We start from the raw sequence: 25747 nt of genomic DNA, 5'->3' as shown, positions 1-25747 counted from the left end.
CCCTGCCGCCTTATTCCAGGAATCCCCGACTCAGGTTGGCGCCCCGGATGCTTGCTCGGGGACCACGTCCTGGAACTTGAGGCCCCCACCCCGACAACGGCAACGACGCGCACCGTCGATCGCCCCGAAGCGAACTCAATTGAGTTGACAACTCCTGCCTCGGTCACCGCGATCGCCGAACCCGCCAAGTTGATCTTCACCCGTGTCGGGTGGAGTTCACTTCACGACGGGAGATGCGCTCCGGAAAACGATGTTCCGGATACGGCACCGGCACCCTGGGCGCGGTGACTGATTGACCTTGAGGGTAGACGCCCCGTAGTCCGGGTGCAACAACCCCCTGGGCGTGTGGCACGCCCTTTCAGATCGCGTCGTCGACGGCCTCCCAGCGAAACCGCTGCTCACCACCGGCGACACCTCCTTTGTACCACTTCTGGGCCAGCCCGCTGCCGCGGGGCGGTTGAACTGGGCGTTCCCGCCCGGTCCACCGCCCGCGCGTCAGGCCTGCGCGGTGATCCGCACGCCCGCGTCGTCGACCGGCAGGTGCAGCACGCGGAACCCGTTCGGCGCAATCCCGGCGGGCAGCCCCCCACCGACCGGCAGCGCGAGCACGGTCGGACCCGCGCCCGAGACCGCGGCCGCCACGCCCGCCTCGCGCAGCTGCCGGACCAGCGCGATGGTGTCCGGCCACGCCGCCTCGCGGTAGTCCTGGTGCAGCCGGTCGTCGGTGGCGGCCAGCAGCAGCTCGGGCGCGCGGGTCACCGCGTGCACCGCCAGCGCCGCGCGACCGGCCGCGAACGCGGCGTCGGCGTGCGGGACGCGCTCCGGCAGCAGGCCGCGGGTGGCGTCGGTGGAGGACTGCGCCTGCGGGACGAGGACGACCGGCGACACGTCCGGGTGCGGTCGCATCCGGACCGCGCGGAACCGGCCGCACTCCTGCCAGGCCACCACGACCCCGCCGAGCAGGCTGGCCGCCGCGTTGTCGGCGTGGCCCTCCCGGGCCGCGGCCACGTCCAGCGCCCGGTCGGCGTTCCCCTTGTCCCGCAAGTCGATTCCAGCGAGACCGAAGCCCGCGGCCACCCCGGCGACGATGGCCGCCGCCGAGGAGCCGAGGCCGCGGGCGTGCGGAATGCTGTTCTCGCAGTGCAACCGCAGCGCGGGCGCGGGGAAACCCAGCTCCGCCAAGGTCTTGTGGAGGACTCGCACCACCAGGTGACGCTCGTCGGTGGGAATCGAACCGGCGCCCTCCCCCTCGACCCGCACCTGCGCCGAACCCGGCGGCCCGTCGACGACCTGGACGGACACGGTGTCGTGCAGGGACAACGCCATGCCCAGCGCGTCGAACCCGGAACCGAGGTTCGCGGTGGACGCCGGAACCTTCACCCCAACGGCCGAAACCGGCAAGGCGGTCATGCGAGTTCCAGCGCGGTGGCCACCGCACCCGGGTCGACCGGCAGCGGTTCGACCTCGACCATGCCGGACAGCGCGGTGTCCGGGTCCTTCAGGCCGTGTCCGGTGACGGTGCAGACCACGACCGACCCGGCGGGCAGCCGCCCGTCGGCGGCGGTGGCCAGCAGCCCGGCGACGCTGGAGGCCGAGGCGGGCTCCACGAACACGCCCTCGCGGGCGGCCAGCAGCCGGTAGGCAGCCAGGATCTCCTCGTCGGTGACCGCGGCGAACAGGCCGCCGGAGGCGTCCTTGGCGTCGGCCGCACCGCGCCACGAGGCGGGGCTGCCGACGCGGATCGCGGTCGCGACGGTCTCCGGGTTCGCCACCGGCTGGCCGTGCACCAGCGGCGCGGCCCCAGCCGCCTGGAAGCCGAACATCCGCGGGGTGCGCTCGATGACGCCGTCGCCCGCGTACTCGGTGTAGCCCTTCCAGTAGGCGGTGATGTTGCCGGCGTTGCCAACCGGCAGGCAGTGCACGTCCGGGGCGCGGCCGAGCACGTCGCAGATCTCGAACGCCGCGGTCTTCTGCCCCTCCAGGCGCACCGGGTTGACCGAGTTGACCAGGGTCACCGGGTGCTCCGCGGCGGTCTTGCGGGCCAGCTCCAGGCAGTCGTCGAAGTTGCCCTGCACCTGGAGGATCCGCGCGCCGTGCACCACGGCCTGGGCGAGCTTGCCCAGCGCGATCTTGCCCTGCGGGACCAGCACCGCGGAGGTCAGCCCGGCGCGCGCCGCGTAGGCGGCGGCCGAGGCCGAGGTGTTGCCGGTGGAGGCGCAGATGACCGCCTTGCTGCCCGCGGCCAGCGCGTGCGTGATGGCCACCGTCATGCCGCGGTCCTTGAACGAGCCGGTCGGGTTGGCGCCCTCCACCTTCAGGTAGACGGTGCTGCCGGTCAGCTCGGACAGGTGGTGCGCGGGCACCAGCGGGGTGCCGCCCTCCTGCAGGGTCACGATGCGCGCCCCCTCCGGGACCGGCACCCGGTCCCGGTAGGCCTCGATCAGGCCGGGCCAACCAGCCCGCACCGCAGCACCCTGGATGTTCGTCACGACGGTTCACCTTCCACGCGCATCACGCTGACCACCTCGCGCACCACCGGTAGCTGCGCGATCTTGTCCACTGTGGACCTCAGTGCGGCGTCGGGGGCGGTGTGGGTGACCACCACCAGGCTGGCCTCCTCGCCCCGCCCCTGCTGACGCACCACCGAGATGCTCACATCGTGCTCGTTGAACATGGCCGCGACCTGCGAGAGCACGCCCGCCTTGTCGGCCACGTCGAGGCTGATGTGGTACCGGGTCGGGGTCCTGCCCATCGGGCGCACCGGCAGCTGCGCGTGCGCCGACTCCCGGGGCCCCTTGCCCGCCACGACCAGGTTGCGGGCCACCGCGACCAGGTCGCCCAGCACGGCGCTGGCGGTGGGCGCGCCGCCGGCGCCCTGGCCGTAGAACATCAGCTGCCCGGCCGCCTCGGCCTCCACGAACACCGCGTTGAAGGCGTCGCCGACCCCGGCCAGCGGGTGGCTGCGCGGGATCATCGCCGGGTGCACGCGGGCCGACACCGACTCGGTGCCGTCCTCGTCGACCACCCGCTCGCAGATCGCCAGCAGCTTCACCGCCCGGTCCAGGGTGCGCGCCGCGGCGATGTCGCCGGGCGTGACCCCCGAGATGCCCTCCCGGTGCACGTCGCTGGCGGTGACCCGGGTGTGGAAGGCCAGCGAGGCCAGGATGGCGGCCTTGGCAGCGGCGTCGAAGCCGTCCACGTCCGCGGTCGGGTCCGCCTCGGCGTAGCCCAAACGACCGGCCTCGTCCAGCGTCTCGGCGTACCCGGCCCCGGTGGCGTCCATCGCCGAGAGGATGAAGTTCGTGGTGCCGTTGACGATGCCCATGACCCGGTTGATCCGGTCCCCGGCCAGCGACTCGCGCAGCGGCCGCAGCAGCGGGATGGCCCCGGCCACCGCCGCCTCGAAGTAGATGTCGGCGCCGGAGGCGTCGGCGGCGGCGTAGAGCTCAGAGCCGTGCTCGGCCAGCAGCGCCTTGTTCGCGGTCACCACCGACTTGCCGGACCGCAGCGCGGTCAGCAGCAGCGAGCGGGCCGGTTCGATGCCGCCGATCAGCTCCACCACGACGTCGACGTCACCCTCCACCAGCGCCTGCGCGTCGGTGGTGAGCAGGTGCTCGGGCACCTCGGGGTGCTTGTGCGGGCGGCGCACCGCGACCCCGGTGACCAGCATCGGGGCCCCGGTCCGGGCGGCGAACTCGTCGGGTTGGTCGTGCAGCAGGCGCAGCACCTCGGTACCGACGGTGCCGCACCCCAACAGCGCGACCCGGATCGGTGCACGGTCCTGGTTCACTCACACCTCCAGCCGGAGCAGGTCGTCCTCGGTCTCCCTGCGCAGCAGCAACCGCGCCTGCCCCTCGCGCACCGCCACCACGGGCGGCTTGGGCAGGCGGTTGTAGTTGCTCGCCATCACGTAGCAGTAGGCGCCGGTGGCGGCCACTGCTAGCAGGTCTCCCGGAGCAATGTCCTCCGGGAGCCAGCAGTCGCGCACCACTACGTCACCGGACTCACAGTGCTTGCCCACGATGCGGGACAGCACGGGGGCCGCTTCGGCGCTGCGGGACACCAACCGGCAGTCGTAGACCGCGTCGTAGAGCGAGGTGCGGATGTTGTCGCTCATACCGCCGTCCACGCTGACGTACTTGCGCTGCACCTCGGCGCCGAGCGCGACGTCCTTGATGGTGCCGACCTCGTAGACGGTGACCATGCCGGGGCCGACGATGGCGCGACCGGGCTCCACCGCGATCTTGGGCGTCGGGATGCCCGCGTTGTCGGCCTCCTTGCCGACGATCTCGCGCAGCCGGGTGGCCAGCTGGTCCGGCGGCAGCGGGTCGTCGTCGCCGGTGTAGGCGATGCCCAGGCCGCCACCGAGGTCCACAGTGGATGCGCTGGCCAGCGCGTCGGCGCCGTGCTCGGCGCGCAGGTCGGCCAGCAACCGCACCACCCGGTGCGCGGCCAGCTCGAAGCCGTCCACGTCGAAGATCTGCGACCCGATGTGGCTGTGCAGCCCGACCAGCACCAGCGACCCGGCCTTGAGCACCCGGTGCACGGCCTCCGCGGCCTGCCCGCCCGCCAGCGAGAAGCCGAACTTCTGGTCCTCGTGCGCGGTGGCGATGAACTCGTGGGTGTGCGCCTCCACGCCGACGGTGACGCGCACCAGCACCTGCTGCTGCACCCCCCGCTCGGCGGCGATGTGCTCCAAGCGGGCGATCTCGTGGAACGAGTCCAGCACCACCGACCCGACCCCGGCCTCCACCGCCGCGGTCAGCTCGGCGATCGACTTGTTGTTGCCGTGGAAGGTGATCCGCTCGGCCGGGAACCCGGCGCGCAGCGCCACGGCCAGCTCGCCGCCGCTGCACACGTCCAGGCTCAAGCCCTCCTCGGCGACCCACCGGGCCACCTCGGTGCACAGGAACGCCTTCGAGGCGTAGTGCACCGCGGCCGGGTCGCCGAAGGCCTCGGCGTAGTCGCGGCAGCGGGCTCGGAAGTCGTCCTCGTCCAGCACGAACAGCGGGGTGCCGAAGCGCTCCGCCAGGTCTCGGACGTCGAGGCCGGCGACCCGCACGGCGCCGTCGGAGCCGCGCTCGCTGTTGCGCGGCCAGACCAGCGGGTGCAGCCGGTCGACGTCGTCGGCGGTGGCCGGAACCGGTCCCGCGGTGTTGCCGGGTGGCACGACATCGGCGTGCCGGGGCCCGGCGGGATGGGCGCGCATCTAGAGCTCCTTCGCGCAGCCTGCCGCTGGACAGGCGATTCGTGTGCGGCGGGAGGGCCCGCCGCGTTGTCACATCTGCTCGGGTGCGCTGACGCCCAGCAGCCCCAAGCCGTTGGCGATGACCTGGCGGGTCGCCTCGCACAGCTGCAGCCGCGCCACGGTCAGCGCGCTGGCCTGGTCGTCACCGGGCTGCAGCACGCGGCAAGCGTCGTAGAACTTGTGGTACGCGCTGGCCACGTCCTCGAGGTAGCGGGCCACCCGGTGCGGTTCGCGCAGCTGGGCGGCCGAGTTCACCACGCGCGGGAACTCGCCGAGGGTGCGGATCAGGTCGCCCTCGCGTTCGTGGGTGAGCAGCGACAGGTCGGCATTGTCCACCGGACCGCGCTCGATGCCCAAGGAGGCCGCGTTGCGCTGCAGCGACGACAGCCGGGCGTGCGCGTACTGGACGTAGAACACCGGGTTCTCGTTGGTGCGCTTGCTGATCAGGTCCAGGTCGATGTCGACGGCGGAGTCCACCGAGGAGCGGATCAGCGAGTAGCGGGCGGCGTCCACACCGACCGCCTCCACCAAATCCTCCAGGGTGACCACGGTGCCCGCGCGCTTACTCATCCGCACCGGTTTGCCCTCGCGCACCAGGTTCACCAGCTGCCCGATGAGCACCTCCACCACCGCCGGGTCGTCGCCCAGCGCCGCGGCGGCGGCCTTGAGCCGGGCGATGTAGCCGTGGTGGTCGGCGCCCAGCATGTAGATGCACAGCTCGAAGCCGCGGTTGCGCTTGTCCAGCAGGTAGGCGACGTCCCCGGCGATGTAGGCGGGCGCGCCGTCGCTCTTGATGACGACCCGGTCCTTGTCGTCGCCGAACTCGGTGGAGCGCAGCCACCAGGCGCCGTCGGCGAAGTACACGTGACCGGACTTCTTCAACGTCTCCAGCGCCTCGGCCACCGCACCGGAGGTGTGCAGCGAGTCCTCGTGGAAGAACACGTCGAAGTCGGTGCCGAACTCGTGCAGGCTCTGCTTGATCTCGGCGAACATCAACCCGACGCCGATCCGGCGGAACGTCTCGTGCCGCTCCGCCTCCGGCTGCTCCAGCGCGGTCGGCTCGGCCTTGAGCACCTCGGCGGCGATGTCGGCGATGTAGGCGCCGCCGTAGCCGTCCTCCGGGGCGGGCTCGCCCTTCGCGGCGGCGACCAGCGACCGCACGAACCGGTCGATCTGCGCCCCGGCGTCGTTGAAGTAGTACTCGCGGGTCACCTCGGCGCCCTGCGCGGTCAGCACCCGGCCGAGCGCGTCACCGACCGCCGCCCACCGGGTGCCGCCCAGGTGGATCGGGCCGGTCGGGTTGGCCGAGACGAACTCCAGGTTGACCTTCAGCCCGGCGTAGCGGTCACCGTTGCCGTACTCGGCGGCGCGGGTGATGACCTCGCGCACGATCTGGCCCTGCGCGTCGGCGGCCAGCCGCAGGTTCAGGAAGCCCGGACCGGCCACGTCGACCGCGTCGATGCCGTCCTTGCCGGTCAGCGCCTCGGCCAGCCAGGTCGCCAGGTCGCGCGGCGCCACCCCGGCCTTCTTCGCCACCTGCATCGCCAGGTTCGTGGCGTAGTCGCCGTGCTCCGGGTTGCGGGGTCGCTCGACCGTCACCACCTCGGGGAGCACGGCGGTGTCCAGCTGCTTGGCGGACAGCACCTCGACGGCGGTGTTGCGGACCAGTTCTGCGAGCGCGGCGGGAGTCACCTTATGCAGTCTAAGGAAGCGTCCGCGCTGCTCAGCCAACGGGTTGGCCACGTCCCAGCAGGCAAGACCACGGCGCGTGATCACCCGGTCACAGCGGTGTGAGAACGTGTGGTGGCGAGCATTGGCCGAGAGGCTCCTCGCAGCGTCAGCAATCTCTACACTGGCGGGCCGGATCCCCCGGTGGTTCTTGAGACGAGGTTTGCGAACAGCATGGCGAACAGGAAGAGCAAAGCGGTGCGCGGCGCCGTGGTGCACCAGCGGCAGGTCCCCTGGATGCTGATCTCGGGCGTCACCGTGGTCGCGGTGTTCGCGGCCGTGGTCTTCGGCTTCGCGTTCTTCAGGTACTCGGAGACCGCCGACATGCGGCAGGCGCAGGCCGAGGCGGAGAAGGCGGCGGAGCCGTTCAAGCCCTCGCCGGAGAACCCCGACCCGTCCAAGAACATCCCCGGCGTCACGATCGTCGACTACCCGGGCCAGATGCACGTCACCCCGCTGCAGCGGGTGGCCTACGACCAATCCCCGCCGTTCGGCGGCCCGCACGACGGCATCTGGGCCGACTGCACCGGCGTGGTCTACCCGGAGCCGGTGCGCACCGAGAACATGGTCCACTCGCTGGAGCACGGCGCGGTGTGGATCGCCTACAACCCGGACAAGGTCGACGAGGCGGGCGTGGAGCGGCTCAAGGTCCGCGCCGAGGGCAAGCAGTACACGATGATGTCGCCGTACCCGGGCCTGGACAGCCCGATCTCGCTGCAGTCGTGGGGCCACCAGCTCAAGGTGGACAGCGTCGACGACCCACGCATCGACCAGTTCATCACCGCGCTGCGGCTGAACAACAACGGCGTCTACCCGGAGATCGGCGGCGCCTGCCAGTCGAACCCGAGCACGTTCGACACCAACAACCCGCCGAAGTTCGACCCGACCCCGCCCGGCCCGGACGCGGTCACCATGGACGGCCGCGGCTCGGCCCAGGCCACCGGCGAGATGGGCCAGCCGTGACGGCACGGCCCATGGCCGCGCGGATCTTCGTGGCAGTCGCAGCCGCCTTGGCGCTGCTGCTGCTCGGGGCGGCGCTCGGACTGCTGATCCGGGTGCCGTCCTTCGACCGCGCCGAACCGGCGCCGACACCGGTCGACATCGGCTTCGCGCAGGACATGAGCGCGCACCACCAGCAGGCGGTGACCATGGCCACGCTCGCCCGCGAGCACGCCACCGACCCCGCGGTGCAGCAGCTGGCCTTCGACATCGAGACCAACCAGCGCGACCAGATCGGCCGCATGCAGGGCTGGCTGGGCCTGTGGAACCAGCCAGCCCAGGCCACCGGCCCGCTGATGGAGTGGATGACCGCCGAGGGCCACGACCACGGCGGCGCCGGTCCGGCCCGCAGCGGCGGCCTGATGCCCGGCATGGCCAGCAGCGCGGAGATGGCGCGCCTGCAAGGCCTGCGCGGCCCGGACTTCGACGTCTACTTCCTCCAGCTGATGCTGCGCCACCACGAGGGCGGCGCCCCGATGGCCGACTACGGCGCCCGCCACGCGACCATCCCGGCGGTGCGCGAGCTGGCCAGGAACATGCTGGGCTCGCAGACCACCGAGAGCGAGCTCATGCGCAGCATGCTCGTCCAGCGCGGCGCCCAGCCGCTCTGACGTGAGCATGGGAACCTTCCTGTCACCCGGCGCGGCGGATCACCAGGTCAGGGCCTGACAGCGCTTGGCGCACTCGGCTGGCTCGACCTGCAGGGTCGCGTGGTCGATGCGGTAGCGCTCGGAGAGCAGGCGCTGCGCGGCGACCAACACCCCGCCGTGGTCCGCGTCGGGTCCGGTGGTCAGGTGGGCCGAGGCGACCTCCATGCCGGAGGTGAGGGTCCACACGTGCAGGTCGTGGACCTCGGTGACCGACGGCAGCGCGGTCAGGTCCGCGCGCAGCTCGCGCACGTCGACGCCTTCCGGCGCCTGCTGCACGAGGATCCGCAGCGCCTGCCGGGCCAGCTTCCAGGTGCGCGGCAGCACGAACAGGCCGACTCCGACGGCCACGATCGGGTCCGCCAGGTACCAGCCGAACAGCCAGGTGAGCAGCCCGCCGACCAGCACCCCGACCGAACCGAGGGTGTCGGCGAGGACCTCCAGGTAGGCGCCGCGCACGTTGAGGCTCTCGTTGGCGCCCTTGCGCAGCAGGGCGAACACCGCGATGTTGGCGCCCAGCCCCGCCGCAGCGGTGAGCATCATCGGCAGCCCCGCGACCTCCGGCGGGTCCTGGAAACGCGAGATCGACTCGTAGAGGATGTAGCCCGCGACGCCGAACAGCAGCACGGCGTTGGCCAGCGCGGCCAGCACCTCCATCCGGTAGAGCCCGAAGGTCCGCTTGTCCCCCACCGGGCGGCGCGCGGCGGTGATCGCGGCGAGCGCCATGCCCACGCCGAGGACGTCGGTGAGCATGTGCCCGGCGTCGGACAGCAGCGCCAGCGAGGACGTCAGGAACCCGACGACGGCTTCCAGCACGAGGAACGCGAGCAAGATCCCGAACGAGATGCCGAGCCGCCGCACGTAGCGCCCAGATGCGCTGACCGCGTCGGCTGCGGAACCGTGCCCGTGGCCCTGACCCATCAACCCTCCTATGACCGGCGACCTCGATACATAGTGAAGTACGCATGTGTTGTTGTGTCAAGCCGCCGCCGGGCGGAGGATGACAGGAAGGTTCCCATGCTCACCTCCCCACGTACCCGCCCCGCAACGTTCGACACCCCCCGCCGAGGGCCGTGCGGCGGGTGCGCTAAGCTAACGATCGTCCGCAGCGACAAGCCCTCGTAGCTCAGCGGATAGAGCACTGCCCTCCGGAGGCAGGTGTCGCAGGTTCGAGTCCTGCCGAGGGCGCACAGCCAGACCAGTCAGATCCGCCCCTGAGCAGCAGAGATGCCGCCAGGGGCGGATCTGTTCGCACGGCACTGCTGCAACAGGCGGGCATGATTCTGCCTTGGATCGCGGACAATGCGCGGACAAGGCCTCCTGATTGCACCGATCATCAAGCAACATCAATGCTGGATGGTGAAATCCGCAGGCTCCAGGTCCGATGGTGGTCGGCGAGGTGGTCACGTAGTTGGGCGTGGCGGAACTGGTAGGACGCGCCTGCTTGGCGCAGTATGCCGCGGTCGTGAGCGTCTTCGAAGAAGCGTTGCGGGCGCCACGGCAGGCGACCGGTCAGCGGCAGCCACAGGCGAGCGAACAGCAGCCAGCTCCCCCACGCCGAGAGCGCCACGCGGAGCAGGGCGGCCAGCGCCCCGAAGAGGAGTGCGGTCAGGGCAGGGATCCCAAGTGTCCAGATTGCGATTGAGATCACGAGACCAGCCGCAGGTACCGTCCGGACCAGTGTGATCGTGCGGTCGGTGGTCAGCAGCCGCCACGGGGCGCTGTCGTGCGGATCATGCCTCTCCCCGAGAGCGGACACGACGACGTTCACAACCCCGAATGCGGTCCCGATCGCAACCCCTTCCGCGAACCCTTTCGCGAGCAGGTCCGCGGCGCCCTCGAAGGGGGCCACACGCCTGTCCATGAGGGCGCCCGCGAGAACGTTCGCGAGTCTGAGCGCGAGACTGACCGCGAGCCCGACCAGGAGCCCGACCAAGAGCCCTTTGGTTAGTTCGGAGGCGGCCCTGGTGAGGTGCGGCCACCCGGCGTGCCGCTGGGGTCGGCGAGATCTCCGCCAGTACAGGCGTAGGCGTTCTGGTTCGCGCCCATCCTGCCTGCGGGAGAAACGTAGTTCGTTGAGGAATCCAGCGGGGAGGCCGAACGTGAGCCAGGTTGCAGCCCCGAGCAGGAGCGCGTCCGGGAGCACGGCCGCGAACCCGTAGGTGGGCCCGTTGGTGAGCACGGACGTGAGTACGTACATGAGCCCAAGTACGAGCCCGCTGGTGACGGAGGTGGCGAGGATGCGGGTGCGACGTGGCAGGAGAGCGGGTAGCTGCCACCAGGTGAAGCCGTGGATGCTGCGGTTTCGCAGGCCGTTGGCGAGGGAGCCGAGCCAGTGGCGGGCTTGGTCGGGACTCCAGGCCTTGTGGGTGGCCCCAGCCGGTACTCCGGTGCGTCGGCGATCGTAGACGGTGTCCACGTAGCCGCTGAGCAGGTGCCGCTCCAAGTCCGTGCTCTCGGGAAAACGTGTCGTGTCGAGCAGTTCGCCCGGTACGCGTTCGTTGGTGTCGTTGTAGAGGGTGCGGGCGAGCATGACCATCAACGGTGTGGTCAGCACCGAGGTGAGGTTCCGGCTCGTTGCCTTGTTCGGCGTCAGTTGCAGCTGCTCGAACACGGCCGCCCACTCCGAGGCGCGAGACTGGTTGGTGCTCCGGCACAAGTACCGTTCGGCCTGGTCAAGAGCGAGGTCTTCGATCTCGATCGCAGCAGCTCTGCCAACTGCCTTGGCCGATCGAGCAGCCGAGGCGTACTCATCCGGGCGGCTGGTGAGAACCAACGGCAACCGGACCTGGCTGACCTGCTGGACCGCGGAATGGTGGTGCCGGTGGGGAATCTCGTCGAAACCGTCCAGCACCGGAAGGATCCAGTCGCGGTCGACGAGCACCTCGGCGCCGCGTTTACCCGTTGAGTCACGTTGTTCCAGGAACGGGTGGTCGTGCAGGAGCCGGTCGATCATCCAGTCCCGCAACCCGGTCGCCGCTGGGTTCCAGTCGTTGAGGCTGAACAGCACCGGCACCGAACCACGGTGATCCCGGTGGTCGAGCAGGTCGAGGATCAGGCGGTGGGCCAGCACCGTCTTGCCCGCACCGGCCCTCCCGAGGATCACCAGCCGTTGCGTACCGGTGGCCTGGAAGGTCGAGCGGATGGTGGTGAACTGCCCCGACAGCGGAGCAGGCTCGTGTCCTCCCAGGGGCCGATGAATGTTGTCCGCGGGGTCGAACAGGCCATCTTCGGCCTCGTGCCAGCGCACGAGCAACGCATCCGGATCATCGATCCGCCATTGCTCCTCTTCCTTGCGGCTGCGTTCCCCCACCACACTGGCGAGGTCCCCGGCCAACGACTCATCTGCGGGCACCTTCCGCCACAACATGACATCGCCATGCAGGTTGCCGACCTGCAGGAAGTTTCCGCCGACCGGGCCGCTGTTCTCGTTGTGGATCTGGTCACCTCCAGGCACGCCCTGCAGTGTGCAGCACACGAACCGAGTCTCGCTTCTGCCTGCCGGGTAGGCAGCCAGCCGCACGGCAAGTAGCAGCTGCGACTGGAACGCCCTCCGGATGCAGGTGCCGCAGGTTCGAGTCCCGCCGAGGGGCGCACAGCCAGACCAGTCAGATCCGCCCCAAGGCAGCGGAGATGCCGCCGGCAGCGGATTCGCGTGCACCAAGCCCGGTCGGTTGCGAACATGGGAACCTTCCTGTCACCCAGCGCCCGCAACCGCAGGTCAGGTGGACCCGATGCCGGTGAGGGAGCGGACCTCCATCTCCGCGGTGCGCCGCGGGTTGCTCGGCGGGCCGCCGAGGAAGGTGCCGATGACGCCGCACAGGAACGAGATCGGGATCGACACGACACCCGGGTTGCTCAGCGGGAACCACGCGAAGTCCACGTTCGGCAGGATCGAGTCCGGCGCCCCGGACAGCACCGGCGAGAAGACGACCAGCACCAGGCAGGACGACAGGCCGCCGTAGATGCCCCACAGCGTGCCGCGGGTGTTGAACCGCCGCCAGAACAGCGAGAAAAGCAGCGTCGACAGGTTCGCCGAGGCGGCGAAGGCGAACGCCAGGCCGACCAGGAAGGCGATGTTCTGGCCGTTGACCAGGATGCCGCCGATGATCGAAGCGGCTCCGATCACCAGCGCGGTCCACCGGGCCACCCGGACCTCCGAGTCGGGGTCCGCGGCCCCGCGCTTCACGACGTTGGCGTAGACGTCGTGGGCGAACGAGGCCGATGCGGTCAGCGTCAAACCCGCCACCACGGCGAGGATGGTCGCGAAAGCCACCGCCGCGACGATGCCGAGCAACACCGTGCCACCGACCCGGAAGGCCAGCAGCGGCGCCGCGGAGTTCTCCCCGCCCGGAGCCGCGAGGATCGCCTCGGTGCCGTTGACCGCCCCCGCGCCGAACCCGATCACCAGGGTGCACAGGTAGAAGCCGGCCATCGTCACGGTCGCCCACACCACCGAACGCCGCGCCTGGATCGCGTTCGGCACCGTGTAGAAGCGCATCAGCACGTGCGGCAGACCGGCGGTGCCCAGCACCAAGGCCAGCGACAGCGACACGAAGTCCAGTTTGGTCAGCGCGTTCTCGCCGTACTTGGCCCCTGGCGCGAAGATCTGCTCACCCAGCGGGTTGCGCTGCGCCGCCTGCTGCATCAGCGAGGTCATGCTGTAGCCGAACTTGCCCAGCAGGAACAGGGTCAGCATCGCCGCGCAGAGGATCAGCATGCCGGCCTTGATGATCTGCACCCAGGTGGTGCCCTTCATCCCGCCGACCAGCACGTACACCACGATGACCAGGCCGACGGCGGCGATCACGAGTGCTTGCCCGCTGGCGCTGTGCACGTCCAGCAGCAGCGCGACGAGGCTGCCCGCCCCAGCCATCTGGGCGATCATGTAGACGAACGAGATCATCAGCGTGGACACCGCCGCAGCGGCGCGCACCGGGCGCTGCCGCATCCGGAAGCTGAGCACGTCGCCCATGGTGAAGCGACCGGTGTTGCGCAGGAGTTCGGCGACCAGCAGCAGGTTCACCAACCACCCCACCAGGAAGCCGATGGAGTACAGGAAGCCGTCGTAGCCGTAGACCGCGATGGCCCCGGCGATGCCCAGGAAGGACGCCGCCGACAGGTAGTCCCCGGACAGCGCGATGCCGTTCTGCGCACCGGTGAACCTGCCACCCGCGGCGAAGTAGTCGGAGGCGGTGCCGCTGCTGCTCACGCGGTACACCACGTACAGCGTGATCAGCACGAACACGCCGAAGATGCTCATGTTGAGCACCGGGTTGGCGCCGATCATCGAGGTTCCTCCCCGGTGACGTCCTCGTGCAGCGCGCGCACCCGCGGGTCGACGTGGCGCGCGGCGTAGCGCAGGTACAGGACGATGATCAGGATCGTGGTGGCGAACTGGCCGATGCCCAGCACCAGGCCGATGTTGATCGCACCGACCAGGCGGATGGCCATGAACTCCGGCGCGTAGGCGGCCAGCACGACGTAGCCGAGGTACCAGGCCAGGAACGCCGCGCTCATCGGGAAGACGAAGCGGCGGAGTCGGGACCGCACCTCGTGGAACTCGGGGCGCTGCGCGATCTCGAGGTAGTCGGGCGGACCGGCGGGCCGGGTGGGCCGGGCGGCGGACTTGTCGATCTGACCGAAGGTGGCCGCCGGCGGAGCGGGCGACACCTGCGGCAGGTGGGTTGCGTTGCGCATTCGTCCTTCCAATGAAGATCCGCGCGTGGGAATGGTCTTTCCCCCGACTTCTCGAAGTCACCCCACGCTCGTCGACCGCGTCCGCTAGTTCGCGAAGTCCGCGAAACCGGGGCGCGGCGACCGCACTGCCCGCAATGCCAACCGGCCCGGAAGTCTAGCCAGCGAATCGATGACCGCAGCCCCTCACAACGACACAGCACACACATTGATGAATTCTTCGATCACGTTGCGTGGCCAGAATTTCGCTCACGATGAAGATCGATCAGGCTCATGCGAGTTGATGATCACGCAAAGTTCGCAGCGGTGTTGGTGTTTCAGCAGGAAAACAGCGCATCTCCGACCGCAGGGCCGGAACCGTCCTCGTCGGAGCGGCGCAGCAGGCCACTTGACCTGCATCTTCTACCTATCGGGTGACTAAAGCACTTGAGCGCACCACTGAAGTGAACACGATCAGTGTTCACAATCCGCGCCAGCGCCGGAAAATGATCTTGGATTGCTCGTATTCGCTGGTCAGGCAACCAAATTCGCGCAAGACGGAGAGGCGTACGAATGCGGTAGTGTGCTGCCACCGACGATCGGCGCCACCACACCCCGATACCAGCCGCGACACCCCGGAACCATCGCAGGCTGCCCAGACGCCGACGTCGAAGACCGCACCGGCCACCCGCGAAAACCCCGAACGCAGGCAGCGCCGCCAGCCATCGAGAACCCGCCGCACACCCCCACCGACGGCGCAGCCTGCCCACCACACGAACGCGCAGTCGGCTGACGATGCACCCGACGGCGCGGGAAAGGACTGCGTCGTGAGCAGCGGACTCGAGGACACGCCCACGCACGTGTCACGGGCGTCCACGTGGCCGCGCGCCACCACGAAGGCCGCCGCCCGGATCACCGGATGGCGCGACTGGAAGCTCCCGATCAAGATCGGCGCCGTCGTGCTCGTCCCGGTGATCTTCGCACTCGTGCTGGGGGTGCTGCAGATCCGCGATCAGATCACCCGAGCCGACGAGTACGCCGCGATGGACCGCATCGTCGCCGCGGGCACCGCGGTGCGCGCCGCAGTGGAGGACCTGCAGTGGGAACGCACCGCGTCCACCGACTTCCTGGTGCGCGGGCGGACCTCCGAGCACCAGGTCCGCGACCGGATCGCCACCACCGACCGCGCCCTCCAAGACGCCCGCAACGCCCTGGGCGCCGCCCCCGACAGCGACGCGGTGCGCCTGGCCCGCCAGGAGACGGCCCGGCAGGTCGCCGAGCTCGCGCCGACGCGGAACCTGGTGCTCCGGAGCCAGATCGATCCCGACGAGGCAATCCAGGACTACACCGAGGTCAGCAGCGACCTGCTCGCCCTGGACCGCACCCTGCTCAGCCAGATCTCGTCCGCGGAACTGGTGTCACCCGCGACCAGCGCGCACGAGCTCGCCAAGATCCGGGAGGAGGTCCAGCTCCAGCAGGCGCTGGTGCTCACCGGCCTGACCCGCGGCCAGTTCAGCGAGGACAACCTCAGCCAGCTGGACTCCAGCGAATCCCGGCGCAGCGCGGCCGCCAGGGAGTTCCGCGCCGCGGCCTCCCTGCCGAACCGCATCTCCTACGACCAGCTCTACGCCGACCCCCGCTTCCCGGCGCGGGAAACCTCGGTGCAGCTGGCGATGGCCGAACGGAACAACGCGCGGGCCCAGCTCTCCTCCGCCCTGGTCTCGCCGGCGACCTGGCACGACCAGTCGCACAACGCGCTGAACGCGCTCGGCGACCTGGGAACCCAGCTGGACCGGCAACTGCACGAGACCGCGTTCACCCTGCAGGACACCGCCAGCAACCTCGCCGGGTTCGTGTCCGTGATCCTGCTGACCGCGCTGCTGGTCGCCGGCGCGATCGTGGTGGTCGTCGCCCGCCACCTGCTCGGATCCCTCGATCTGCTGCGGCGCAGCGCGCTGGACACCGCCAACCACCAGCTGCCGAGCGCGGTCGCCGACATCCGCGCCGGGCACGCCCCGCGAACCCCGGTGGAGCAGGTCCCGGTGAGCACCGCCGACGAGATCGGTGACGTGGCGCGCGCCTTCGACGACGTGCACACCCAGGCGGTCAACCTCGCCACCGAGCAGGCCGAACTGCGCCGCACCTACAGCGACTCCTTCGTCAACGTCTCGCGCCGCAGCCAGGGCCTGCTGGAACGGCAGCTCCGCCTGTTCGAGCAGCTCGAACGGGACGAGGAGGACCCAGACCAGCTCGCCACCCTGTTCCAGCTCGACCACCTGGCCACCCGGATGCGCCGCAACAACGAGAACCTGATGGTGCTCTCCGGAACCGACCTGGCCCGCCGCTTCACCCAACCGACCAGCCCGGCCAACCTGGTGCGCGCCGCGATCTCCGAGATCGAGCACTACCCGCGGGTGATCGTCCAACCGCTGCCCGACGTCAAGGTCGTCGGCTACGCGGCCAGCGACCTGGTGCGGCTGCTCGCCGAACTCCTGGACAACGCGGCGAACTTCTCCGCACCCCACACCCAGGTGACCGTCTCCGGGCACCGGCGCGGTGACGCAGCCCTGGTCATCGACATCGTCGACCAGGGCATCGGCATGAGCGAAGCGGACCGAACGGCCGCCAACGACCGACTGACCTCCGACAGCGAGCTCACCCTCTCGACGTCCCGACGCATGGGCCTGTTCGTGGTCGGCCGCCTCGCGGCCCGCCACGGCATCCACGTGCAGCTGCACCCGGGCGCCGAAGGAACGGGCGTGCGGGCAGCGGTGACGATCGGGCCGGAGCTGCTCGCGGAGGCGGTGAACCTGCCCAAGCCGAGGACCAACGGGGCGGCCAACCACCACGACCGCACGAACGACCCCCTCGTCGAGGAATTCGACTGGGAAGCGGCGGAACAGGACGCGGCAAGCCCCGTCCGCAACGGCTACCACCTGCTCCGCCCCCCGCAAACCCCCACCACACCGGTCCCGGAACAGCGCAACCTGCCCAAACCCCAGCAAACCCCCCAACCAGACACCCCCACCAACGGCGCCGGGGCCCCCACCCCGATCTTCGACAACCTAGCCTCGGCCTGGTTCCAGGCCACCCCCACCAACGACCACACCACCCCCCACTGGCCCCCACCCGGGGAGGGGAGCATGGGAACCTTCCTGTCACCCAACCTGACAGGAAGGTTTCCTTCCTCCACGTCAACGCACAACGGTCGCAGCAACGGGCGGGTCTGGTCCTTCGCCAGTGACGAAGCCCGGCAGCGCGCGCAAAAAGTCGCGGCCGCGGAACCGACCAGCCACACCTCCGCCGGGCTTCCGCTGCGGGTGCCGCTGGCGAACCTCATCGCAGGCAGCGCCGAGACCTCCGGCGAGGAACGGCCGCGCCCGGCCCGCGACCCAGAAGTCGCACGTGGTCGGTTGTCCAGCTTCCAGGCCGGGCTCCGCCGCGGTCGGCACCGCCAACAGGCGGGGTCCCAGAACTCTGCGGCGCGCGCTCCTGCTCCGGATGACCAGGCCACCACTTCGGTCAACGATGTGGAGCCCCCGGTGCCGACGAGCGACCAGGAGGCCCCCGACTACACGCCCGCCGGGCTCCCCCGGCGAGTCCCCAGAACTCAAGTACTACCGGGATCAGTCACCGAGGCGGCCCAGCCTCGCCGCGACGCCGACTTGATGCGCGGCCGACTGGCCAGCTTCCAGCGCGGACTCCGCGAGGGGAAGCACAGCCTCCGCGACCCGCAGCGTTCGGCCGACGAACGGCTGTGACACCCCGCGTCAGTGAGGAGGACAGGAAACGCCAATGAATGCGAACAACTCCCAACCGAGCCAGTTCGGCTGGCTGGTCACCGACTTCACCGAGCGAGTCCCCGGCGTGGCACACGCCGTGGTCGTGTCAGCGGACGGACTGCTGCTGACCGCCTCGGCGAAACTGCCCACCGACCGCGCCGACCAGCTCGCCGCAGTCGCATCCGGGCTGCTCAGCCTCACCCAAGGAGCGGCGCGGTGCTTCGAAGCTGGCACGGTGAGCGAGACCGTGGTCGAGATGGAACGCGGCCTCATGCTGCAGATGGCGATCAGCGACGGCTCATGTCTCACCGTGCTCGCCGCACCGCACTGCGACATGGGCCTCATCGCCTACGAGATGGCGTTGTTGGTCGAACGAGTCGGACAGATCCTGACCCCCGAGCTGCGGTCCCAGCTGCAAGGAACAAGTCGGGTGATGACCGGCCAGTCGATGTGAGGACGGCATGAGCACAGGTCCGGAATCATCCGGGCGACACCACTGGGGCGACCACGAGTCACCCGAGGCGGACGCCTTGGCCGAGGTCTTCAACCGGTTCACCCTCGACAGCGGGCGACGAGGCCGCCGGCGCAAGCGCGCGCGTGAGCAAGCGGAGCAACAAGACTCGACCCAGCTGCCCGTGTCGGACCCGCATTGGCCACGGGAAGCCGACGACGCACCGGAAGCAGCAGAACCCGTCCAGGAAGAAAGCACCGCGACCTACATCCGGCCCTACGCCTGGACAGGTGGGCGGACCCACTCCAACCACACGTTGGAGCTGGAAACGCTCGTGTCGGCCAGCGAGTTCTGCCACCCGAGCCGGTTGCAGCGGATCGAGCACCACTCGATCGCTGAGATCTGCCACCACCCCCGATCGGTGGCCGAGGTCGGAGCGTTGCTCGGTGTGCCCCTGGGTGTGGCGAAAGTCCTGCTCGGTGACATGGCCGACTTGGGGCTGGTCACGGTCCACCACACGGTCAGCGAATCCGGCACCACATCGCACTTCATGTTGATGGAGAGGGTTCTGAGCGGTCTCCGTCGCCTCTGACCCTCCAGCGCGGGCCTCGCGCCGCAGCGCAGGACACCAGCTCGACTCGACAACTGAGGTTGGCAGAAATGACCCCCGAAACGCGATCTCGACCTGGGCACCCGACCACCAGGCCCACAACCGCGACCTCGGCGAAGATCGTCGTCGCGGGAGGATTCGGCGTCGGCAAGACGACGTTCGTCGGGTCGGTGTCGGAAATCGTGCCCCTGACGACCGAGGCCGTGATGACCGAGGCGAGCAGCGGCATCGACGACCTGCAGGCCACCCCAAACAAGAACACCACCACGGTGGCGATGGACTTCGGTCGGGTCTCCCTGGACGCCGACCTGATCCTCTACCTGTTCGGAACACCCGGCCAGCAGCGGTTCTGGTTCATGTGGGACGACCTGGTGCGCGGCGCGATCGGTGCCGTGGTGCTCGTGGACACGCGGCGGCTCGCGGACTGCTTCTCGGCCATCGACTTCTTCGAAGACCGCCAGCTGCCCTACATCGTTGGTCTGAACTGCTTCGACGGCATGTTGCGTCACCGCATCGAAGAGGTCCGCGAGGCGATCGCGATCCCAGCGGACGTGCCGATCGTCACCTGCGACGCCCGCAACCGCGCTTCCACCAAGCAGTCGCTCATCACCCTCGTCGAGTACGCGATGAAGTGGTGGCTCCGACGCACCGCTTGACCGGCCTGCAGCATGGGAACCTTCCTGTCACTTGCTAGGAAGGTTCCCATGTCCGCCCGTGTTCAGCGTCCGCCCGGAAGTGAGCCGTACGGCAGGCCGAACGGGTCCTGCTGCCCGTAGCCGGAGTCGAACTGCCCTGTGGTTTGCGGCGCCTTGTCCTGCTGGCTGCCCAGGGTGACCTCGACTTCTCGCGGATTGTTGCCCTGCGCGTCGGTCACGGTGAGTGTGACCTTCGAGCCAGGTGCGTTGGCGCTGATCTGGGCCACGAGGTCGGCGAAGCTGCTGACGTTCCGTCCGTTGACCTTCGCGATCGCCTCACCGGTCTTGATGCCGGCTTGCTCGGCTGCCGAGCCAGGGACGACCGTGTGGACCACCGCCCCACCTGTGCCGCTGTCGGTGCCCGTGATCCCCAGCTGGGGTTTGGTCGCCACGCCGTTGTTGATGAGCTCGTTGGCGACGCGGCTGGCGGTGTCGATGGGGATCGCGAAGCCCAGGCCGATGTTTCCCGAGTTCTGGCCGCTGGAAAGGATCGCGGAGTTGATGCCGATCACCTGGCCGTCCAGGTTGACCAGCGGCCCGCCCGAGTTCCCCGAGTTGATCGACGCATCGGTCTGGATGCCGTTGTAGATGATGGACTGGCCGTTGTCGCCCTTCGACGCCACTGTGCGGTTCAAGGCGCTGACGATGCCCGACGTCACGGTTCCCTCGAGCCCGAGCGGGGACCCGATGGCGACCACCTGCTGCCCGACGACCAAGGCGGAGGACTTGCCGAGCTCGGCGGGCGTGAGGTCAGCAGCCCCGTCCAACTTGATCACAGCCAGGTCGTAGGACGGCGATGTCCCGACGACCTGCGCGCTCTTGACCGCGCCATCCGGAAGCGTGACGCTGATCTGACCACCACTTTCAACCACGTGGTTGTTGGTCAACACGTACCCGTCCGGAGACAGGACAACACCCGTCCCCTCAGCGCCACTGCGACCTGAGCGGACAGCGATGTCGACCGTGCTCGCCGAAGTCTTGCTCGCAGCGAACTGCACAGAGCCCGCCTGAGCGTTCACCTGGGTTCCGGTCACAGGATCCCGTTGGGACAGCACCGGGGCTGGACTGCCGGAATCCGTGAGCAGCATGCCCCCACCCAACCCGACACCGCCTCCGACCACACCGGCAACGAGCGCGACCGCCACCAGCCCACCCCAGCGTCGACGTCCAGCTCCCTGCGGCTGTTCCCTGGGGGCGTAGCCGCCCGGACCAGTTGCCTGGTTGTCCGCGAAACCAGCATTGGGCTCAGTCCACTGGGCGGAGTTGTGCTCAGCACCGCCGTATCCCGGCACGTCGCCGGTGCCTCTGCTCATCGTCATGCACCGAGCGTGCTCCGCGAACCTGAGAACCACCTTGGCTTCAGCTGTTGATTGCCAACAGAAAACCCACAGACGGCAACCACGAACATGGGAGCCTTCCTGTCAATCTTGCGCGAGGAAGGTTCCCATACTCGCCCCCTACCCCACCGAACGCGGATTCAAGTGCCCGACACACGGCCGAAAACTGTGAACCTACCGGGCCATAAGCCGTGGATGTCGGATAGTGCAACGCATGCAGAAAACGATCAACACCTCCGAATCACGGTTCCAGCGACGCGTCTACCGGGCCCGGGAGATCGAGCAGCTGGGGATCTCCCAGTCGACGACCTACCGGCGCGCACGAGCCGACGGGCCCTGGACTCGCCTCGCCCCAGGTGTGGTGCTCGTCGCCCCAGGACCTCCGACGGTCCACGATCGGATCCAAGCTGCCCTACTTCGCGCTGGTCCAGGCGCCGTGGTTACGGGCCTTGTCGCAGCACACCTGCATGGGATCACCACGACGTCGGACGATGTGGAAGTCCACGTGCTGATCCCGCACGGCCGGAAGATCCAGGGCTACCCCGGCACGAAGTTCGAGCGCACCACCAGGCTTCCGAAACCCGTCTACGTGAACGGGGTTCCGACGGCTCCGCCGGTTCGAGCGGTGATGGACGGTGCCCGGACGTTCCGCACCTGGGCGTTTACCCAACAGCTGCTCCGGAACGCGATCCAGCAAGAGAGGTGCTGCAAGCTGAATGACCTGATCACCGAGATGGAGCTAGGCAGCCGACGCGGTACTGCTGTTCCACGCGCGATCCTGCGCACCCTTCAGAACGGCCCGACACCGCTGCACGGCCTACCCCGCCGCTCGACACGACCAGCCGAGGAGGTGCAACGTTCGGCGGCGTGAAGATGTGGACGCCGCGGGCTGGTGCTCGGCGGTAGCAGCAGGCACCATGCCAAGCATCGACAGCTGTCGCTGGAGGTGCCGTGAAGAACACCGGACGAAGGCAGACACTGACCACAGCTGAGCGGATAACAACGGCGGTCGACCAGCTGCACGCCGAGCTCCCACGACCGGCTCTCGCTGTCCAAACCCAGTCAGTGGTCGATCCCGGTGACATGGGCGACCTCTGCCACCGCATGCCCGAACACAGGCTTGTCGACGTCGTTGGCGGTGACCTCCGCCGGCTTTTCGTCAGCGTTGTCGAGACCAGGCACGGTCGTTGCATCACCGAAGACGACCCACTTTGATCAGTGGGAACGCAAGACGCGTGACGAACCCGACGTTCAACGCCCTGGTGCGATGGGATGCGAGCAAGGGAACCTTCCTGTCACCGTCGGAGACTTCTCGCCGTGTCGGATGCGGCCATCGGAGGGACTAGTGCTCAAAGAACGCAAATCGCTGTGGTGGCTCATGGGGCCGGTCCTGCTCTACCTGGTGGCGCTTCCGCTGTACAACAGGGTTGAGCCCGTTGTCCTGGGCCTTCCCTTCTTCATGTTCTGGATGTTGTTGGCGACCCTGCTCACTCCTGCCTGCATCTGGCTCGCGGCGCGCAAGGACCCGCTGTGGCGGGCTGATCGGGACATCGAGCGAGGGGGTGCTGAATGAACTCGAACGCGGTGGTCTCCATCGGCTTGTTCGCCGTGTTCATGGTCGGCACGATCGTCCTTGGCCTGCTCTCGCTGCGCGGTCGCGATCGGGCGAACCTGGCGGAGTGGTCCGTCGGCGGTCGCAGCATGGGCGTGGTGCTGATCTTCGTCCTGATGGCTGGCGAGACCTACACGAGTTTCAGCTACCTCGGGGCGGCTGGCTGGTCCTACGACTACGGGATGCCCGTGTTCTACCTGCCCGCGTACCTGGCGATCGGTTTCGCTGTGGGTTACGTCATCGGGCCGATCCTGTGGCACTACGCTCACCGCAACAACCTCCACAACATCACCGACATCACGGCCTTCCGTTTCAACTCACCGTGGTTCGGTGCGGCTGTGGCGATCCTGACCACCATCTTCCTGCTGCCTTACATCCAGCTCCAGATCACCGGGATGGGTGTGGTGGTCTCGACGATCAGCTACGGAACCATCGGGTTGGGGACGGGCTACGTGATCGCGTTCGTGGTGACCGAGGCGTTCCTCATCTTCTCGGGTCTGCGGGGCAGCGCTTGGGTGTCGATCCTCAAGGACAGCCTTGTGATCATCACGTTGCTGGCCGTGTTCGTCTACGTGCCAGTGCACTACTTCGGTGGGATTGGACCGATGCTGGACCGCTTGGTCGCGGAGCGGCCACAGTGGCTCGTGCTACCGGGCCAGGGCAAGGAGTCGTTGGGGATGTTGTGGTTCGCCACGACGGGTCTGCTCAACGGCGTGGTCTACACGATCTTCCCGACAACCGTCGCCGGTTACCTCGGCGCCAAGAACCCCGGTGTCCTGCGGCGCAACGCCATCATCATGCCGTTCTACCAGGTCTTGCTGTTCGTACCCATCCTCCTCGGCCTGGCTGCGGTGTTCGTGGTGCCGGGGCTGAGCGATTCGAACCTCGCCATGTTCGAGCTGGTGGTGGACTCCATGCCAGCGTGGATGGTGGGGCTGATCGGTGTCGCTGGCGCACTTTCCTCGATCGTCCCCATGGCCGTCTTCATGCTTGTGATCGGGACGATGTGGGGCCGTTCCGTGCTGGGGGTGCACCCGCGGACGGCTCCCCGGCAGAAGCAGCTCTCGCAGCTCGTCACGTTCCTCGTCGGGTTGGTCGCCCTGCTGTTCACCTTCATCTCGCCCAGCACGCTCGTGCAGCTCTCGGTGCTCTCGTACCAGGGCTTGGCTCAACTGCTGCCGGTGGTGTTGATCAGCCTGCTGTGGAAGCGGATGACGGTCGCTGGTGCGGCGAGTGGTCTAGCACTGGGTGTGATCATCGTTGCTGCGCTCGTCGGCACCGGAAACGACCCGTGGTTCGGCATCAACGCCGGTCTCATCGGGCTCGCGGTGAACATCGCGGCCAACGTGGTGGTCAGCCTGCTGCAACCCACAACGGCGCCCGCTGAAAGGTTGGCGGTCGACGAACTGGCCGAAGCTCGGACCGCTCGAGGCTGACCTTTTGGAGAAGCATGGGAACCTTCCTGTCACTCAGGCGGCAGGCAGGTTCCCATGCCCACCTCGGCTCATGGTGTCGCCGGGGCAACTGCGGAGACACCGAAGTGGCCATCCTCGATCGGGTTGCCACCGATGTCGACTGGCCCCTCAGGCACGGGCTTCGCGGACGGGTACCAGCGGCGTGCGATCTCCCAAGCCGCATCGATCAACGCGCTGGCGTGTGCGAAGGAGTACGGCGAAAGCCCCACCACCGACGGGGCGGGAACGATGTAGAGCTCGCAGCGCGTCGCGTTCAACTGCATGTCCAGCCTCGCTGCAGACACCATGGCCGCTCCCAGCGCCGCACCGTTGACCCCACCCACTGACCGTGGGGGCACCTTCGGCGTCGGCCAGGTCGCGATCGAACCGATCCCACGCTTTGGCTGGTTGTACTCGAAGCGCTCCGTCCCACCGCACGGCAGCACGAAAACGCGCTCCGCCCCGCGCTCGACTGCGCGGCTGATGGGCATGAATGCCGCCGGGCCGCCGTCGACGAGCCATCGGTCACCGATCTTCACCGGCGGGAACATCCCCGGGATCGAGCAGGACGCGACCAGTGGTGGGAGGGCGGGCCCCGACTCGTAGTACACGGGGTCGCCGCTGTCGAGGTCGGTCGCGGTCACAGTCACCGGGATCTGCGCGTCTTCCAGCCGCCGGAACGGGAGGTTGTTGTGCAGCCAGCGAGCCAGGCCGTGATTGCCCATCACGTGGTTGGACAGGCCCAGCTTCCCGGCCAGGATCCGCGACGGCTGGATCGGGAACACATCTGTTCGCCGCATCGAAGCCCATATCTCACGCAACTTCTCCGCGCCGTGCGGTGTGGGGTTGCCCGCCAGCCAGGCAGCGTTGAGCGAGCCCGCCGAAGTACCGACGAGCAAGTCCGGTTCCACACCTGCTTCGAAAAGCGCGGTGACCAGTCCAGCCTGGATCGCTCCGAAAGTGGAACCTCCCGGCAAAACCCACGCTGTGCGCATCAGCAGTGCCCTTCCGCTCTCGTCCCTGCTGTTGAGGCTAGTCGTTGGTGGCTGATCAGCAGCTCATCCGTCGCCTGGATCACCCCGACGACGTTGGCGCTTCACTTCGGAACGCTGCTTCTTGCTGGTGAGCCGACGCTGCTGGGAGCCCCTGGTCGGCTTGGTGCGCCGTCGTGCGGCCCTCGGTGGGGCGACCGCATCTGCCAGCAGCCCGGCCAGCCTCTGTCGAGCTGCCTGCCGGTTGGCCAGCTGCGCGCGGTGTTCCGATGCCACGACTGTGATCACACCATCGACGAGCCGCTTCGCAAGTCGGTCCGCAGCGCGTTGCCGAAGGGGCTCGGGTATCGAGTTCGAGCGGACGAGGTCGAAGGACAGTTCGACTCGGGAGTCGGTCGTGTTCACGCCCTGCCCACCCGGCCCTGACGATCGCGAGAAGCGCTCGGAGAGCTCGGCCGCGGGGATCTGCCAACGGCTGGTGATGGGGAGGTCTCCGGACATACCGAAAGCATGCCT

21 protein-coding genes and 1 tRNA gene are annotated in these 25747 nt (G+C 68.7%); 10 read left to right on the top strand and 12 right to left on the bottom strand.

Going from position 1 to position 25747, the window contains the following annotated elements:
• Positions 1-495: 495 nt before the first annotated feature.
• The 5 genes from thrB to argS all read right to left on the bottom strand — a co-directional run bounded on the left by thrB (position 496) and on the right by argS (position 6940).
• On the bottom strand, positions 496-1410 hold the full coding sequence (thrB, locus tag ABT324_RS00945; protein WP_351169472.1) for a homoserine kinase: 915 nt from the start codon (positions 1408-1410) through the stop codon (positions 496-498).
• Positions 1407-2489, bottom strand: coding sequence for a threonine synthase (thrC, locus tag ABT324_RS00940; RefSeq protein ID WP_351169469.1), 1083 nt, complete (start codon positions 2487-2489; stop codon positions 1407-1409). Before thrC ends, thrB begins: the two co-directional genes overlap by 4 nt.
• Positions 2486-3790 carry a homoserine dehydrogenase gene (locus ABT324_RS00935; protein WP_351169466.1) on the bottom strand — a complete coding sequence of 435 codons (1305 nt, stop codon included), beginning with the start codon at positions 3788-3790 and terminating at the stop codon, positions 2486-2488. Before ABT324_RS00935 ends, thrC begins: the two co-directional genes overlap by 4 nt.
• Entirely contained in the window at positions 3791-5209 is a 1419-nt protein-coding gene (gene lysA, locus ABT324_RS00930) for a diaminopimelate decarboxylase (RefSeq protein WP_351169463.1), read from the bottom strand.
• A gap of 69 nt (positions 5210-5278) precedes the next feature.
• On the bottom strand, positions 5279-6940 hold the full coding sequence (argS, locus tag ABT324_RS00925) for an arginine--tRNA ligase (RefSeq protein WP_351169460.1): 1662 nt from the start codon (positions 6938-6940) through the stop codon (positions 5279-5281).
• Positions 6941-7150: 210 nt separating this feature from the next.
• Between argS and ABT324_RS00920 the strand changes: the two genes are divergently transcribed.
• Positions 7151-7939: a thioredoxin-like domain-containing protein gene (locus tag ABT324_RS00920; RefSeq protein WP_351169457.1), complete on the top strand. Its 789-nt coding sequence runs from the start codon at positions 7151-7153 to the stop codon at positions 7937-7939.
• Positions 7936-8586, top strand: coding sequence for a DUF305 domain-containing protein (locus ABT324_RS00915; RefSeq protein WP_351169454.1), 651 nt, complete (start codon positions 7936-7938; stop codon positions 8584-8586). Before ABT324_RS00920 ends, ABT324_RS00915 begins: the two co-directional genes overlap by 4 nt.
• Before the next feature lie 39 nt (positions 8587-8625).
• Here ABT324_RS00915 and ABT324_RS00910 read toward each other — a convergent pair whose 3' ends face one another.
• The gene (locus ABT324_RS00910) at positions 8626-9543 is read right to left on the bottom strand and encodes a cation diffusion facilitator family transporter (RefSeq protein WP_351169451.1); all 918 of its coding nucleotides are present in this window, start codon (positions 9541-9543) and stop codon (positions 8626-8628) included.
• A gap of 194 nt (positions 9544-9737) precedes the next feature.
• Here ABT324_RS00910 and ABT324_RS00905 point away from each other — a divergent pair.
• Positions 9738-9810 (top strand) — tRNA-Arg (locus tag ABT324_RS00905).
• 148 nt (positions 9811-9958) lie between these two features.
• Here the strand turns inward: ABT324_RS00905 and ABT324_RS00900 are convergent.
• From ABT324_RS00900 to ABT324_RS00890, 3 genes are all read right to left on the bottom strand, one after another.
• Positions 9959-12079, bottom strand: a complete 2121-nt coding sequence (locus ABT324_RS00900; RefSeq protein WP_351169448.1) for an NACHT domain-containing protein — start codon at positions 12077-12079, stop codon at positions 9959-9961.
• Between the two features lie 264 nt (positions 12080-12343).
• Entirely contained in the window at positions 12344-13912 is a 1569-nt protein-coding gene (locus tag ABT324_RS00895) for a monocarboxylic acid transporter (protein WP_351169445.1), read from the bottom strand.
• The gene (locus ABT324_RS00890) at positions 13909-14322 is read right to left on the bottom strand and encodes a DUF485 domain-containing protein (RefSeq protein ID WP_351169442.1); all 414 of its coding nucleotides are present in this window, start codon (positions 14320-14322) and stop codon (positions 13909-13911) included. Before ABT324_RS00890 ends, ABT324_RS00895 begins: the two co-directional genes overlap by 4 nt.
• An 803-nt stretch (positions 14323-15125) precedes the next feature.
• Here ABT324_RS00890 and ABT324_RS00885 point away from each other — a divergent pair.
• The 4 genes from ABT324_RS00885 to ABT324_RS00870 all read left to right on the top strand — a co-directional run bounded on the left by ABT324_RS00885 (position 15126) and on the right by ABT324_RS00870 (position 19797).
• Positions 15126-18059: a sensor histidine kinase gene (locus ABT324_RS00885; protein ID WP_351169439.1), complete on the top strand. Its 2934-nt coding sequence runs from the start codon at positions 15126-15128 to the stop codon at positions 18057-18059.
• Between the two features lie 34 nt (positions 18060-18093).
• Complete coding sequence (locus ABT324_RS00880; protein WP_351169436.1) at positions 18094-18534, top strand: roadblock/LC7 domain-containing protein; 441 nt, start codon at positions 18094-18096, stop codon at positions 18532-18534.
• Positions 18535-18610: 76 nt separating this feature from the next.
• A complete protein-coding gene (locus tag ABT324_RS00875) occupies positions 18611-19123 on the top strand; it encodes a DUF742 domain-containing protein (RefSeq protein ID WP_351169433.1) in 513 nt (170 codons plus the stop codon).
• Between the two features lie 68 nt (positions 19124-19191).
• Positions 19192-19797, top strand: a complete 606-nt coding sequence (locus tag ABT324_RS00870; protein WP_351169430.1) for a GTP-binding protein — start codon at positions 19192-19194, stop codon at positions 19795-19797.
• A 62-nt stretch (positions 19798-19859) separates the two neighbouring features.
• On the opposite strand, the gene ABT324_RS00865 is transcribed toward ABT324_RS00870, so the two are convergent.
• Complete coding sequence (locus ABT324_RS00865; RefSeq protein WP_351169427.1) at positions 19860-21155, bottom strand: S1C family serine protease; 1296 nt, start codon at positions 21153-21155, stop codon at positions 19860-19862.
• A gap of 232 nt (positions 21156-21387) precedes the next feature.
• Between ABT324_RS00865 and ABT324_RS00860 the strand changes: the two genes are divergently transcribed.
• The 3 genes from ABT324_RS00860 to ABT324_RS00850 all read left to right on the top strand — a co-directional run bounded on the left by ABT324_RS00860 (position 21388) and on the right by ABT324_RS00850 (position 24221).
• On the top strand, positions 21388-22044 hold the full coding sequence (locus ABT324_RS00860; RefSeq protein WP_351169424.1) for a hypothetical protein: 657 nt from the start codon (positions 21388-21390) through the stop codon (positions 22042-22044).
• A 474-nt stretch (positions 22045-22518) separates the two neighbouring features.
• Entirely contained in the window at positions 22519-22746 is a 228-nt protein-coding gene (locus ABT324_RS00855) for a DUF3311 domain-containing protein (RefSeq protein WP_351169421.1), read from the top strand.
• The gene (locus tag ABT324_RS00850) at positions 22743-24221 is read left to right on the top strand and encodes a sodium:solute symporter family protein (RefSeq protein WP_351169418.1); all 1479 of its coding nucleotides are present in this window, start codon (positions 22743-22745) and stop codon (positions 24219-24221) included. Before ABT324_RS00855 ends, ABT324_RS00850 begins: the two co-directional genes overlap by 4 nt.
• A gap of 68 nt (positions 24222-24289) precedes the next feature.
• Here the strand turns inward: ABT324_RS00850 and ABT324_RS00845 are convergent, their stop codons facing one another.
• Both ABT324_RS00845 and arfB read right to left on the bottom strand, forming a co-directional pair.
• Complete coding sequence (locus ABT324_RS00845; RefSeq protein ID WP_351169415.1) at positions 24290-25234, bottom strand: patatin-like phospholipase family protein; 945 nt, start codon at positions 25232-25234, stop codon at positions 24290-24292.
• A 63-nt stretch (positions 25235-25297) separates the two neighbouring features.
• Positions 25298-25732, bottom strand: coding sequence for an alternative ribosome rescue aminoacyl-tRNA hydrolase ArfB (gene arfB / locus ABT324_RS00840; RefSeq protein ID WP_351169412.1), 435 nt, complete (start codon positions 25730-25732; stop codon positions 25298-25300).
• Positions 25733-25747 lie beyond the last annotated feature (15 nt).

The organism is Saccharopolyspora sp. NPDC000359, from assembly GCF_040300525.1.
Taxonomy (GTDB): domain Bacteria; phylum Actinomycetota; class Actinomycetes; order Mycobacteriales; family Pseudonocardiaceae; genus Saccharopolyspora.
Note: the sequence above shows the minus strand (reverse complement) of the source record. Positions and strands in the feature narration are given on the sequence as shown.